Raw genomic sequence first — 14,111 nt, 5'->3', positions numbered from 1 at the left:
AATGACACTTTATGAAGGAATTGAGGGACAAACCTATAAAATCATTCAAATCAAAACTCCCGATGAGACACTTGCTCATCGTTTGCTTTCTTTGGGATTGACTAAAGATTCCCAAATCTTTTTGGAGCGGTTTTCTTCCAACAAAGCCACTTTGGCTATCCAAATCAACCATAGCAAACTTGCCCTAAGAGATAGTGAAGCTCAAATCATCATCGTTGAGCCTCTATGACAAAAAAGCAAAAAGCTCAAAAGCTCAAAAGGCTTTTTCTTCTTGCCTATCCCAACCCCAAAACAGAGTTACGCTATCAAAATCTCTATGAGCTTTTAGTCAGCGTTATGCTCTCAGCCCAATGCACAGATAGGAGGGTCAATCTCATTACCCCCTCTCTCTTTGCCTCTTATCCTACCCCCAAACACTTAGCCAATGCCAATCTTGATGAGCTAAAGGCGTTGATCCAAACTTGCTCATTTTTCAACAACAAGGCCACCAACCTCATCAAAATGGCAAACCAAGTATTAGAAAATTTCAATGGAGAGATTCCTCACACTCAAGAGGAGCTAAAAACCCTCTCAGGGGTAGGACAAAAGACAGCCAATGTCGTTTTGATAGAGTATTTTGAAAAAAATTTTATGGCTGTGGATACCCATGTTTTCAGGGTTTCACACAGACTTGGATTAAGTTGTGCAAAAACAGCACTCAAAACAGAGCAAGAATTAGTAAAATTATTCCAAAATGATTTAAGTGCATTGCATCAAGCTTTTGTCCTTTTTGGACGCTATGTTTGCAAAGCCCTCAAACCAGAGTGCCAAGATTGCTTTGTGCGAGAGTTTTGTGTAAGCACAAAAATCTTTAAACCCCAATAAGGATGGAAAAATGGAAGTGATTATCGAAAGTTTTATACAAACAATTCAAACCACCACAGGAGTAACCCCAGAGCAAATCCCTCAAGGAATCACGCACGGCTATTGCTCCAAAATCTCTACAAGTGAGGCAAATTTTTATTTCTATAGTGATATTGAGTTTTTGCATTTTCTCTCACACGCCATTCTTTTTGAGAGCAATCCCCAAAAAGAAGATCTTTATGATTTGTGCAATGAATTGGCCAATCTTGTGATTGGGAAAGCCAAAGTTTTGTATTCTCAACAAAATATTCAAACCACTCTTAGCACTCCAAGTTTTTTAGGAGAAACTAGCAATGCTCCAAGCCACCTAGAGGGAATACATTTTGCAATAGAGAAAGGAAAATGTAGTATCTACAAGGAGAAATTATGAGCTCAGCAATCCTCAATCAGGATTATGAACACACCGAAAAAGAAGTCGAACTTGCACGCAATTTTGAGAGAATGATGGAGAATTATGCAGGGCTTTTGGATATGGAAGTTGTCTTTGATGCCCAACTTGCTGCCACTCGCTTAAGCCTAAGGGATATTATCAAGCTTGAAAAAGGCTCAATTATTGATTTGCAAAAACCCGCAGGAGAGAGTATTGAAGCTTTTGTCAATGGAAGAGTGATTGGCAAAGGAGAGGTAATGGTTTATGAGAAAAATCTAGCTATTCGTATCAATGAAATACTTGATTCTGATGCGATTATTTACTATATCACTCGTGAGAGAATTTAGTGCGTTTTTTATCCTTTTTGCTTCTATTTTTTTGCTTCTCTCAAGCTCTTGAAATCTCACAAATCAAAATCACTCCCTCACTCAAAAAAATAGAAATCTCCCTCCCTTCCAAAGAGAGATTTCAAACCTCTAATCAAGAACACTGCCTTCTTCTCACTTTCTCCTCCCCTCTCATTGGGGAATCACTCACTCAAAAACTCCAATCTCCATTTGAGCAAATTACTATCTCAAACAATTCTCAAAACAAAGCCCAAATCACTCTTTGTGGTAAAAATCTTGAGCTTTCTATCCAAAAAGGTCAAGAAGAGAGCGTTTTGAGTTTTAGCTCTGAGATTCTTCAAGTCTCTTGGGGATCATATTTTTCAGTCATTGGATTTTTGGGAGCTATGATTATTGTCTTATATTTTGTAAGAAAAAAACTCAAACTCCCCACTCAAAAAATCCACTACTCAGAAATCCACCTCAAAGCTAGAGCAAAACTCATCGCTTTGGAGTATGAGGGAGAGAAATATCTTATTTTTTCCAATCAAAAAGGTTGCACGCTTCTCAATCATTATCCAAAAACAAAAGATAATAAGGAATTCACAGATTTAATCAAGGAAGAGTAATTGCGAAAATATCGCCTTATTATCACACTTTTTCTCTCTTTTTCTCTCCACGCTCTCCTTGTCGCCTACTTTATCATTCATCAAAAAAATCTAGGATTCAAAAAAGGTGTGGGAGAGCATAGGATTAAAGCCTCATTCAAAACCCTCTCAGAAATTCCTCAAGAATCTCTTAGCTCTCTCACCAAGCCCCAACCTCTGCTAAAATCCAAAGCCACACCCCCTCCCACTCCCCCTACTCAAAAACCCAAAAAGATTGAAAAACAACAAACAAGCAAAGAGATAATCAAAGAAGAAAAAATAAACAAAGAGCAAGAAACTCCTAGAGAGTCTCCTAGAGAAATCTCTCAGGCAACACCCCAAGAAACCCCTCAAGAACTCCAAGAAGCACAAACCCTAGAGCAATCTTTGCAAAACCTAGATTTATCTCAAGAGCCACCCTCACAAGAAAACGCTCAAGAGCAAACTCCTCCCCTTCCCTATAAGCAAACCCTTGCCTATCAATTTGCAGATACTTACACCAAGAAAAATATTTCTGAAATCTATGGAGCAGAGTTTGGAGAGTTAGGCAAAGAAGAGCAGGAGTTTATCATCAACAATCTCTCCTATATCGGACGCATCACTCAAAGCTATCTTAGATATCCAGCAAACGCAGGAATGCTCAAGCAGTCAGGAATGAATGTCGTAGAGTTTTACCTCCACCCCAATGGTGATATCAGTGATCTTAAAATCATCAAGCCTAGTGGGTTTATCCTGCTAGATCGCAACAGCACCAAAACCATAGAGATTGCTTATAAAGATTATCCACATCCCAAAGTCAAGACTTTGATACGCTTTTATATCAGTTATATTATGAAGCCTTATTGAAGATAAAAGAAGTTATGGCCGGGAGAGAGGGATTCGAACCCCCGGAGGTGTGACCCTCAACGGTTTTCAAGACCGCCGCTTTCGACCACTCAGCCATCTCCCGATAAAAATGTGGAGGCGACACTCGGATTCGAACCGAGGAATCAAGGCTTTGCAGGCCCATGCCTTACCACTTGGCTATGTCGCCACATAAAAGTTGGTGCCCGAAGCCGGACTTGAACCGGCACGAACGCAATGTTCGAGGGATTTTAAGTCCCTTGTGTCTACCATTCCACCACCCGGGCTTCTAAGCATCGTGTTATCAAAAAGAACTAAATTTTCATTTGGAGCGGGAAACGAGGATCGAACTCGCGGCCCCAACCTTGGCAAGGTTGTGCTCTACCACTGAGCTATTCCCGCAATCAAAACCGAGATTTTAGCAGGGTTTTTATAAAAAATCAAGATAGAATGAGAAAAATATAAAAATATTGAGAAAAGCCCCAAAGAAAAACCAAAATACCCCCGCTCTAAGACGAGGTAACCTATGCCAAAAGCATAAGCCTACTTCCAATTTCTTTGCGAAAAAGGATTTCAGGATAATTATACCCCCACAAGGTAAATCACACTTTTTAAGCATTTTAGATAATGCCCTCAAAGTATGCTTAGGTTTTGATAGAATACACTCTTTAAATTTTTGGCAAATGAGGAAAAAGTGCTAACTCAATTTCAAACCTATCCATTTGAAAAACTCTCTTCTCTCCTAAAAGGGATTACTCCTCCCAAGGACAAACCCCTTATTGATCTCACAATTGGAGAGCCACGATTTCAAACCCCTCTCCCTATCCAAGAAGCACTCAAATCTCACACCTCTCTTCTCCAAAAATATCCCAAAAGCAAAGGAGAAGATTATCTCAAAGAAGCCCAACTTCACTTCCTTAAAAATCGCTTCTCCCTCACTCTCTCTCCCACTCAAATCATTCCCACTTTTGGGACAAGAGAGGTGCTATTTAACTTCCCTCAATTCTTTCTTTATGGATTGACAAACCCCACTATGGCTTATCCTAACCCCTTTTATCAAATCTATGAGGGTGCTTCTCTTGCTTGTAGGGCAAAAGTATTTTTAATGCCCCTAAATGAGGACAATCATTTCAAGCCCTCACTCACAGAGCAAGAGCTAGAGCAAGTCAATCTTGTAATCCTCAACTCCCCCAACAACCCCACAGGAGCAGTGCTAGAGATAGAGGAGTTAAGAGAGTGGGTAAGAAATGCACTCAAATACAATTTTGTGATTTTAAGCGATGAGTGTTATAGTGAGATTTATGAAGACAAGCCCCCTCATAGCATTTTAGAAGCCTCAATTTTAGAGGAAAACACAAGCTTTAAAAACATTCTAGCCCTCAACTCTATCTCCAAACGCTCCTCAGCCCCCGGTCTTAGAAGTGGGTTTATTGCAGGAGATGAGGAGATTCTTAGAGCTTATGGGCTTTATCGCACTTATTGTGGGTGTGCGATTCCCCTCCCCTTGCAAGAGGCCTCAAAAGTGGCGTGGGAACTAAGCAGTGAGGATACAAGAAAAATCTATGCAAAAAACCTCAAAATCGCTAGAGAGATTTTCTCAAATACTCCTATCTCTCCTTATAGTTTCTATGTTTGGCTAAAAGTGGGTGATGAACTAGAGTTTTGCAAAACTCTTTATGAAAAAGAGGGGATTATGCTTTTGGCAGGAAGCTTTCTAGGGCGTGAGGGAGAAGGAGAGGGCTTTGTGAGAATTGCTCTAGTGTATGAGGAGCAAGTCATTCAAGAAGCATTAACAACAATTAAGAAATATTTATAAAGGTTAGAAATGAAAGTGCATTTTATCGGTATTGGTGGGATTGGAATCTCAGGGCTTGCTCGCTATCTCAAATCTCAAGGGGTGCAAATCAGTGGCTCTGATATTGCTTCAAACAAAAGTGTAAAAAAGCTCCAAAAAGATGGAGCAAAAATCACAATCCCCCACTGCAAAGATGCCATAGAAGGGCAGGATTTAGTCATTCACTCAGCAATCATCAAACCTGAAAATATCGAAATCATAGAGGCAAAAAATCAAAATATCCCAATCCTTTCAAGAAAAGACGCATTAGAGAAAATTTTGCAAGACAAAAGAGTGTTTAGCGTATGTGGGGCTCACGGCAAAAGCACAACCACAGCGATTTTAAGTAGCATTTTGCCTCACTTTGGGGCAATCATTGGGGCAGAGAGTAAAGAGTTTGATTGCAATGTGAGAGAAGTAGAGAGTGAGAGCATTGTGTTTGAGGCTGATGAGAGCGATAAGAGTTTTTTGAACTCAAACCCTTATTGTGCGATTGTTACAAATACAGAGCCAGAGCATATGGAGAGCTACAACCATAACCTTGATGAGTTTTATGAATGCTACAAATCCTTTCTTTTAAAAGCCCAAAAGAGGGTTATCAATATGGACGATCCTTTCCTCTCCACCCTTGATATAGAAGCTACAAGGCTCTATCCCCAAAAAGATATTAGCAATATCACCTATTTTCTCAAAGACGATGAGCCTCATACTCGCTTTGCCCTCAAAGACTTGGGAGAGTTCGAGGTGTGGGGGTTTGGAGAGCATACAGCACTCAATGCCTCACTTGCTATCCTTGCCTCACTTGATGAACTCCCACTTGAAAGCATTAGAGCAAATCTCAAAAACTTCAAAGGAATCAAAAAACGCTTTGATATTGTGAGCAAATCTCCTTGTATCATCATCGATGATTACGCCCACCACCCCACAGAGATCAAAGCTACGCTTCAAGCAGTCAAAATCTACACTCAAAACAAAGCCAATCTTCCTATCACTTGCATTTGGCAACCTCACAAATACTCAAGATTTTTGGATAATCAAAAGGCATTTATTGAGTGTTTCAAAGGCTGTGATCGCCTCATCATCTTGCCTGTATGGAGAGCAGGAGAGAATCATATCCAAATTGATTTCCCCACCCTATTTTCTTCATACTCCCCCACCTTTGCCACTCATATCAGCCAAGAGGGAGGGAAAATCTATGTGTATGAGAATGAATGCTTACTTGAAGTGCTAAGTGAGGGGCTAATCATCGGTTTTGGTGCAGGGGATATCACCTATCAGCTTAGAGAGAAAAATGTCTAAGCTCCTCTCCCTTGCCCAAAAACTTGATTTGTGTGAGTTTCTAAACTCCTTTTCTAGCTATTTTGCAAGAGAGAAAGAAATCGCCTTTGAGGGGGATTATGCTGTTTTCTCAGCTCTCCTCAAAGACTTAGAACCCCTCACGCTTCCCACTCTCCCCAAAGTCAAAAACCTTGATACTCAGCTAGTACATTTGCAAAAAAGTGGGGTATTGCACTTAGAAGAAATCTTTGAGTTTAGCAAAATCTTGCTTTTCTTCCACGCTCTCAAAACCCTAAGCTCATTGCCAAAAATGGGGGTTTTTAGAGATTGGGTAGATAAAATTGAGCTTCCAAGCCATCTTCTAAAAATTGCACGATTTTTTGAAGAAGATGGAGAGATCAAAGAGGGAATCTACCCTGAACTTGATCAAATCCGCTACAACCTTAGCTCTATCCAGTCCCAAATCAAATCAGCCCTTAGCTCCACCCTCTCTCAAACCTCACTTGCCCCCTATCTTGTGGATAAACAAGTGCATTTCATCAACAATAGCGAATGCCTCCTTCTCAAATCAGGATTCAATCACTTTATCAAAGGAATGATACTCTCACGCTCTTCAGGTGGGTTTTTCTACCTCTGCCCTGAAAGTATCCTCAAACTCAAAGAAAAAGAAAGCAATCTCAAAGACTTATACCAAACCCAAATTTATAGCATTTGCAAAGAGCTTAGCAAAGAGTTTTCAAAAAGTTTGCTCTTTTTGAAATTCATCAACAAAGCTTTTGACAAACTCGATCATCTCTACTCAAGGATACTTTTTGCAAGGGATAAAAACCTAGAATTTGCCTATAAGCATAATGGGAGCGAAATCATTCTCAAAGACTACGCTCACCCCAATCTCAAAAACCCCAAACTCCTCAATCTTGAATTCAAAAAGAATCTTTTGATGATTACAGGAGTGAATGCAGGGGGAAAAACAATGCTTTTAAAGTCCATTCTCTCAAGCGTGTTTCTCTCCTCTCTCCTCCTCCCTCAAAAAATCAATGCCACGCACTCAAGGATCGGGAGCTTTAAACATATTGAAGCTATCATCTCTGATCCACAAAATAGCAAAGATGATATCTCCACCTTTGCAGGAAGAATGCTTGAAATCTCTCATATTCTCAACACTCCCTCCCTCCTCCTAGCAATCGATGAGATAGAGCTAGGGACTGATGCAGATGAGGCTTCAAGCTTGTATAAAGAGATTTTGGAGCATTTATTAAGCAAGGGGGCAAAAATCATCATCACCACCCATCACAAACGCCTAGCTTCCCTTATGGCGACAAACCCACAAGTCGAGCTATACGCTGCTCTCTTTGATGAGAAAAATCAGATTCCCACATTTTCTTTCCTCAAGGGCAGTATAGGCAAGAGCTATGCGTTTGAAACAGCATTGCGTTATCATATCCCCCACTCTCTCATACAAAGGGCAAGAGAGCATTATGGAGAGGACAAAGAAAAGCTTAACGCCCTCATAGAAAAATCCACACTCCTAGAGCTAGAGCTATATGAGGAAAAGCTCAAACTCCAAGAGCAAAATGACAAACTTTATAAAAAACGCCAAGAGCTAGAAGAGCAGATAGAAGCCAATACTAAGGCTTTGCAAAAAGAGAAAAATCGCTTAGAGCAAATCTATCAAGAAGCCCTCTCTGAACTCAAAAAAGAGGCAAAGACTCTAGGGGAGATTCATCAAAATATGAATAAATCTAGCCAGATTCTTAAAAATGCCCAAACCCCCTCCCCTGCACTCCCCCAAAGCCCTAGAGAGTATAAGATAGGAGAGAGGATTAAATATGGCAAAAATAGAGGGGTAATCAAAGGAAAAAGTGGCTCACTCTATCTCATAGAATGTGATGATGGGTTTAAGCTCAAAGTCGAAGCCAACTCTCTAAAACCCTGTGGCACACCACCCCCAACTCTAAGTCCAAAAAACAAAGTCATAGCTCCCAAAAACTCGGTAGGAGTAAGTCTAGATTTGCACGGACTAAGGGCTGAAGAGGCATTGGAGAGGGCAGATAAATTTATCTCTGATTGCTTACTTGCAGGATATGATGAAGTGCTGATTTATCATGGGATTGGAGGTGGAATCCTCTCTAAAGTCATCAAAGACTTCCTCTCCACCCACCCCAAAGTCATAAGCTTCTCTGATGCTCCACCCCAAATGGGAGGGTTTGGGGCTAAGGTTGTGAAGCTTTAGAAAATTGACATAAACCCTTGCATTTACTTTTGATTTGTCTTATAATTTCCATTTACTTTATCTCATCTCAAAGGATTAAATATGAAAAATTCAAAAACTCTTAAGGGGGGGGGGGGTAAGCTAAAATCCTCAGCCCTCATCTCTATCTCTCTAGCCTCATTCCTCTCTAGCGTTGCTATGGGGCAAAATGGGGTTGATATTTCTACAACCCCAAGTCTTAGTGGAAATAGTAGTGATAGTCCTGCTAATTTTTATGAAAATTCTAGTGGTTGTTATTTAGGAATCTATTATAGCTACAATAATAGTTCAGCATCTTCCAACACTACGCTTGCCCTAAATGGAGATTATTATTTTGCTCCTATTACGATTACACCAACCGATACATCTGAACGGATGGCAGGAGTTTCTTCTGAAGGTTATGTGAGAAATCCCTTCACCACTACAATTACAAGCCAACAACAATCAACCTTTTTCTTTGATACCATGTCCACAACTCAAAATGTATATGGTTTTTTAAACTATAACAACAATGCTTTGCAAATCAACAATGTTAATTTTGATTTTAAATCTCTCAATGGAAATGAAAGTTTTGGATTAGAAATGCGAAATCTCTCTTTAAATTCTTCAACAATAACATTTCAAAACATCACTTCTATTCAAAGAACAGTGGGTATCTCTTTCATCAAAAATTATTCTCTTTCAAACGGATCAACAATCACTTTTGATAGTCTAAAGGGAGATTTGGAAATCATAGGAATGTCCTCATATGATATAGCAAACATAGAACTCAATCAGGATTCTCACATTGTTTTCTCTGAAATCAAGGGAAATAAAATTAGAGGAATTACTTATAGTGAGCTTGGGATGATATACTCTATTGATAAAACCTCAAGTATTGAATTTAGCAATATTGAAGCCACAAAACAAGATGCGATTGGCATTTCAGCCTATGAAGGAGTCTTCAACCTCACAGGTGGAGGGAATATTACCTTCTCTAATATCACTTCTCCTCTCACAGCTTCAGGGATTTATCTCACAGGTTATCAAAATACTAATTTCACATTTGATGCCGATAGCACAAAATCAAGTCTTGTCTTTACAAAAATCTCAGGAGGATTGGCTGAGGGGATGTATATCGGAGGTGGAAGCTCTATTGGATTTAGTGGCAATGGAGAAATCCTCTTTACAAGCATTGAGGGAAGTAAAATCGCCTATGGACTTCACTCAGAATCAACAAATAAGATCAACTTCTACACTTTCGATGACAAAGCCAAAATGACTTTTACAAAGATTACAGGCTCAATCGCCTCTTATGGAATCTATAACAATGGCAATGCTATTTATAACTTTGGCAGTGGTGGTATAAGCTTTGATTCTATCATCGGTGGGAAGCTTAGAGCCACAGGGATTTACAATCATCAAGGCTTAATGGAGATTTCAGGCTCTTTGACTTTCACTTCTATTAGCAACTCTTTTGGAGGGGTTTATGGGATTCAAAACAATGGGGATATGATCCTCTCTGATGGCTCATCTATCACTTTTGGCACACCTAAAGTCGGAGAATCAACAGATTATAAAATCTATGAGGGATTAGGTAGCACACTTGAGCTTGGAAATATGGTGCTTAGCTCTAGCAAAGACACCACCACAGGGATTATCGCCCAAGATTCCACCACAATGCTCCTCCAAGCCAACAAAACACTCAACTTCGACTTAAAAAGCACGACAAAAGAAGGGACAGCATTCAATGGTGGTAATCTCATTCTCTCTTCTCAATCTCAAGTGATTTTCAACTCCAATGGAGGAAAACTCGCTTCTGTCTCAGGAAATGATGGCAAACTCTTGCTTAGTGGCACTTCAAAAGACAATCGAATGAAACAAGGCTCATCACTCTTGCTTAGAAGCTTGGAAGTGGATAAATTCAACCTCAACAACTCTTCCATAGTCCTCTATGCAGATAAAACAGCCACAATCGATACAACCAATGGCTTTGATGGACGAGCTTATGGCGATGACAAGGCTCACCTATCTCAAGGAGGGAGTGATAGAATCATCATCAATGGAAGCACCCTTTACACCCCAATCTACAACACACTCCAAATCACACTTACAAACTTCAATGAAACCAAAACCTATGTAGTATTGGCAGAAGTAGATAAAAGTGCCAAAGACACTGTAATCTTCAATGGACTAACTCAAAGTGGAGATAGAGCCAAAATCACTAGCTATGCAGGATTTGAAACTCAAACTTTAGAGATTGAAAGATATGATGATACTGATAAAACTTATTATTTCTCTCATCTATCCACACCTAGCAACTCTAGTGATAGCGGAAGTAGTGGTGGGGGAGATTTGGGTTCAGGGGGCAGTGGTTCAGGCAGTGGAAGTGGGAGTGGTGGAAGTCAAGGAGGAGGCTCAAGTGGTGGCAGTGGAGGCACTGGAGGAGCAGGAGGTGGCTCAGGAAGTTCGGGCAATGGTAGTGAAAGTGGAAACACTGGAGGAACAGGTGGGGAGCAAGGGGGTAGCTCAAATGAAGGAAACTCGGACTCTAGTGGTGGAGGAAGTCAGGGGGATAGCACAACTGAAGGAAATCCCACAACCCCCAACAAGATTGCTATAAATTCGGACTTTTCAAATTCTACACTCTATTCTTTGCACTCTAACTTCTCCCTCCTCAGTGCCAATCTCAACTCACTCAATAAGCGTATGGGGGATTTGAGAGCTGATGGGAGAGAGCATGGAGTATGGGCTAGAGCATTTGTAGGATCTCTTAGCCTTGATTTTGATATAGGCACACAAGATAAAAATGAGTATTGGACACTTCAAGCAGGATATGACTATGGTTTTTCTCTTGAAGGTAGCACAAACTATCTAGGATTTGCCCTCTCTTATACCAACTCCAACACTACTCAAAACCTCTACTCTCTTCAATATGCCCAAGATGTCAGCAACTATGTTTCTACCAATGGGGTGGAGTTTGCAATCTATAATGCTTATATCGCAGAAAATGGCTTTTACTCAGATTCTATTCTCAAGGCTAGTTATCTCAATAGTCAGCTAGATTTTTTCAATCAAAGCAATCGCTATGATGTCAGCAACTATGCCCTCACACTCTCTCAAGAGTTGGGCTATCGCTTTGCTTTTGGTAGCTCAAATGAGTGGATCATCACCCCAGAGCTTGAAGTAGCCTACTCTTATCTCAATAGCACCGATTTCACCCAAACTCTTCCTACAAACCACACAATGCAAGTGCATCAAAACGCAATCTCTTTGCTTAGAAATCGTGTGGGATTGGATTGGAGATATGATTTCTCTTATCTCTCTGAAAGCGTGAAAGCAAGTGCATATATTGGCACTTATTATATGTATGATTTTCTTAGTGGAGGGGAGATTTCTCTAAAAACTCTCAATGACTTCCAAACCCATAAAGTCCTAAAATCTGAGGGTAGAATGGTTTTAAATGTGGGAACAGATATAAAGATTTATGAGCAAACAAGTTTGTATTTTGATTTTGAAAAAAGTTTCTTTGGGAAACAAATCCAAACTGATTACCAAGTAAATTTTGGAGTGAGATATAGCTTTGGAGAAAAGCTCCATACCCCTATTGTCAATCAAGAAATATCCCAAGAAGAGAATCAAGCACCCCTAAAAATCAAATCTCAAGAAGAGAGTGAGGAAATAGAGAAATAATCTTGTATGACAAGGTTTTACCTTGTCATACTCACCGACAATGAAATCAAAGAATTCAAAAGCGAGATAAAAACTCCAATCATATACGCGTAAAGATTGAAAAGAGAAAACTCAATCAAAGCAATGATTGCCACTATTAGAACAATATAGGAGAGGATTCTAAAGAGCGAAAAACTCACCCCCAAGCCCAATGTAAGTTTTTGAGAGAAATTAAATTCCTCTTGAGTATTTTTCAGTCTTGAATTCATCGAGAGAAAAAGTGAGAGGAAAACAAGCATAAAGCATACAAACCCTACTTCAAAGCTCACCACCCCACTCACCCCCCAAAGGATAAAATGGATTATCCCTCCAAAAAAGATAGCCAAAAATGTGAAAAAAATCTTAGGAGAGAGTCTTTTCAATATCTTGATACTCCCTATATTTGGGATCATTTTGGAGTTCATTCATCTCTTTTTGCTGTCTTTTATAGGCTAGATAGAGATTATAAATCGCTCCACCCACTCCCCAAAACACCCCTAGCCACAAAGTCCAAGTTTGCCCTGTAAGGCTTTTGAGCCACATTCCTATCCCCACTCCTAGCAAAACTGCCACCACCATAGAAATCCCCAAAGACAGCCCACTCACAGCACTCACGACTCTGCCATACTTTGGCTCTTTTGTAACGGAGTTTAAATCTTTTTGAGTTTGCTTAGATTCCATTGCAAATCTCCTCTAGTGCCTCTCCACAAGCTCTAATCGCACTATCAATCTGCTCTTCATTCATCGTAGAGCAGATAAACCCTGCCTCATAGGCTGAAGGAGCAAGATAGATACCCTTCTCTAACATTTTGGCGTGAAATTTTGAGAAAAGCTCTGTATCGCTTTTCTTGGCATCATCAAAGTTTTTAACCTCATTTTGATTGAAAAAGTATCCAAACATACTGCCACGCACCACCACTTGAATAGGGATATTACGCTTAGAAGCTTCAAGTTTGAATCCATTCATCAAACGCTCTGCCAAAGATTGCAATCTCTCATATAGTTTTGGCTCAGCCTTGATTTTGCAAACTGACATAAGCCCTGCACTCACAGCCACAGGATTGCCACTCAAAGTCCCTGCTTGATACACTTTACCCACAGGAGAGAGAAGTTTCATTATCTCATCTCTCCCTCCAAAACACGCCAAAGGCATTCCTCCACCGATGACTTTCCCAAAAGTTACCATATCAGGAATCACATCATAATAGCTTTGAGCCCCTTTGAGTGAAGCCCTAAAGCCACTCATCACTTCATCAAAGATTAGCACCGCTCCAAACTCATCACACAAAGCCCTCAAAGTGGAGATAAATTCTTTGCTTGCAGGCACTAACCCCATATTCCCTGCTATTGGCTCAATAATCACACAGCCGATATTTCCCTTCTCAAAAAACTCTCTTAGAGATTGAGTGTCATTGTATTTTGCCACTAAAGTATGTTTGCTAAAGTCCTCAGGCACACCAGGGGAGCTTGGAGCTCCAAAAGTCGCACACCCACTCCCTGCACTCACAAGCAAACTATCGCTATGTCCGTGATAGCACCCATCAAATTTGAGAATATTATCTTTGCCACTATATGCTCTAGCAAGGCGGATTGCACTCATTGTCGCCTCTGTCCCACTGCTCACCATTCTCACTTTCTCTACCCCCTCATAAATAGAGATGATTTCTTTAGCCAAAGTCGTTTCAAGCTCTGTGGGTGCTCCAAAGCTCATTCCCCTCTTGGCACTCTCAATCACAGCCTCTAAGATACTGCTATCACAATGCCCCCAAATCAATGGTCCCCAACTTTGCACAAAATCTAGGTATTTGTTGCCATCAACATCATAAAGATAGCTCCCCTCCCCTTTTGCGATGAATCGTGGAGTCCCTCCCACGCTTCCAAATGCCCTCACAGGAGAATTCACCCCTCCTACTATCACTTGTTTGGCTTCATTAAAATCATTGACACTATGCAAAATTTCCATATTCAC

At 40.4% G+C, this 14,111-nt stretch carries 13 protein-coding genes and 4 tRNA genes; 10 read left to right on the top strand and 7 right to left on the bottom strand.

What is annotated here, in order from left to right:
- The first annotated feature begins 1 nt into the window (after position 1).
- From CQA58_RS00240 to CQA58_RS00215, 6 genes are read left to right on the top strand one after another with little or no spacing between them, the layout of a single operon-like run.
- Positions 2-229, top strand: a complete 228-nt coding sequence (locus CQA58_RS00240; protein ID WP_115568698.1) for a FeoA family protein — start codon at positions 2-4, stop codon at positions 227-229.
- Positions 226-864 (top strand): endonuclease III, encoded by a 639-nt coding sequence (nth, locus tag CQA58_RS00235; RefSeq protein WP_115568697.1) that lies wholly within the window; start codon positions 226-228, stop codon positions 862-864. Before CQA58_RS00240 ends, nth begins: the two co-directional genes overlap by 4 nt.
- Before the next feature lie 10 nt (positions 865-874).
- Complete coding sequence (locus tag CQA58_RS00230; protein ID WP_115568696.1) at positions 875-1,273, top strand: hypothetical protein; 399 nt, start codon at positions 875-877, stop codon at positions 1,271-1,273.
- Entirely contained in the window at positions 1,270-1,620 is a 351-nt protein-coding gene (gene fliN, locus CQA58_RS00225) for a flagellar motor switch protein FliN (RefSeq protein ID WP_115568695.1), read from the top strand. Before CQA58_RS00230 ends, fliN begins: the two co-directional genes overlap by 4 nt.
- A complete protein-coding gene (locus tag CQA58_RS00220; RefSeq protein WP_115568694.1) occupies positions 1,620-2,228 on the top strand; it encodes a hypothetical protein in 609 nt (202 codons plus the stop codon). The genes fliN and CQA58_RS00220 overlap by 1 nt, the downstream gene beginning before the upstream one ends.
- Positions 2,229-3,092 carry an energy transducer TonB gene (locus tag CQA58_RS00215; RefSeq protein WP_245942714.1) on the top strand — a complete coding sequence of 288 codons (864 nt, stop codon included), beginning with the start codon at positions 2,229-2,231 and terminating at the stop codon, positions 3,090-3,092.
- 15 nt (positions 3,093-3,107) lie between these two features.
- On the opposite strand, the gene CQA58_RS00210 is transcribed toward CQA58_RS00215, so the two are convergent.
- The 4 genes from CQA58_RS00210 to CQA58_RS00195 all read right to left on the bottom strand — a co-directional run bounded on the left by CQA58_RS00210 (position 3,108) and on the right by CQA58_RS00195 (position 3,491).
- Positions 3,108-3,195, bottom strand: a tRNA-Ser gene (locus CQA58_RS00210).
- Between the two features lie 9 nt (positions 3,196-3,204).
- A tRNA-Cys gene (locus tag CQA58_RS00205) sits at positions 3,205-3,279 on the bottom strand.
- Between the two features lie 10 nt (positions 3,280-3,289).
- Positions 3,290-3,376: transfer RNA gene (locus CQA58_RS00200), tRNA-Leu, on the bottom strand.
- Between the two features lie 40 nt (positions 3,377-3,416).
- A tRNA-Gly gene (locus CQA58_RS00195) sits at positions 3,417-3,491 on the bottom strand.
- 292 nt (positions 3,492-3,783) lie between these two features.
- On the opposite strand from CQA58_RS00195, the gene CQA58_RS00190 reads away from it, so the two are divergent.
- The 4 genes from CQA58_RS00190 (at position 3,784) to CQA58_RS00175 (ending at position 12,124) form a co-directional block, all read left to right on the top strand.
- On the top strand, positions 3,784-4,905 hold the full coding sequence (locus CQA58_RS00190; RefSeq protein ID WP_115568884.1) for a succinyldiaminopimelate transaminase: 1,122 nt from the start codon (positions 3,784-3,786) through the stop codon (positions 4,903-4,905).
- Positions 4,906-4,914: 9 nt separating this feature from the next.
- Positions 4,915-6,222, top strand: coding sequence for a UDP-N-acetylmuramate--L-alanine ligase (gene murC / locus CQA58_RS00185; protein ID WP_115568693.1), 1,308 nt, complete (start codon positions 4,915-4,917; stop codon positions 6,220-6,222).
- Positions 6,215-8,434 carry an endonuclease MutS2 gene (locus tag CQA58_RS00180; RefSeq protein ID WP_115568692.1) on the top strand — a complete coding sequence of 740 codons (2,220 nt, stop codon included), beginning with the start codon at positions 6,215-6,217 and terminating at the stop codon, positions 8,432-8,434. The genes murC and CQA58_RS00180 overlap by 8 nt, the downstream gene beginning before the upstream one ends.
- Positions 8,435-8,515: 81 nt before the next feature.
- A complete protein-coding gene (locus tag CQA58_RS00175; protein WP_115568691.1) occupies positions 8,516-12,124 on the top strand; it encodes an autotransporter outer membrane beta-barrel domain-containing protein in 3,609 nt (1,202 codons plus the stop codon).
- Between the two features lie 17 nt (positions 12,125-12,141).
- Here the strand turns inward: CQA58_RS00175 and CQA58_RS00170 are convergent, their stop codons facing one another.
- From CQA58_RS00170 to hemL, 3 genes are read right to left on the bottom strand one after another with little or no spacing between them, the layout of a single operon-like run.
- Entirely contained in the window at positions 12,142-12,525 is a 384-nt protein-coding gene (locus CQA58_RS00170; RefSeq protein WP_115568690.1) for a hypothetical protein, read from the bottom strand.
- Positions 12,506-12,823 carry an AtpZ/AtpI family protein gene (locus tag CQA58_RS00165; protein ID WP_115568689.1) on the bottom strand — a complete coding sequence of 106 codons (318 nt, stop codon included), beginning with the start codon at positions 12,821-12,823 and terminating at the stop codon, positions 12,506-12,508. Before CQA58_RS00165 ends, CQA58_RS00170 begins: the two co-directional genes overlap by 20 nt.
- Positions 12,813-14,105 carry a glutamate-1-semialdehyde 2,1-aminomutase gene (gene hemL / locus CQA58_RS00160; RefSeq protein ID WP_115568688.1) on the bottom strand — a complete coding sequence of 431 codons (1,293 nt, stop codon included), beginning with the start codon at positions 14,103-14,105 and terminating at the stop codon, positions 12,813-12,815. The genes CQA58_RS00165 and hemL overlap by 11 nt, the downstream gene beginning before the upstream one ends.
- Positions 14,106-14,111 lie beyond the last annotated feature (6 nt).

It is taken from the genome of Helicobacter brantae, from assembly GCF_003364205.1.
GTDB classification, from domain to species: domain Bacteria; phylum Campylobacterota; class Campylobacteria; order Campylobacterales; family Helicobacteraceae; genus Helicobacter_G; species Helicobacter_G brantae.
Note: the sequence above shows the minus strand (reverse complement) of the source record. Positions and strands in the feature narration are given on the sequence as shown.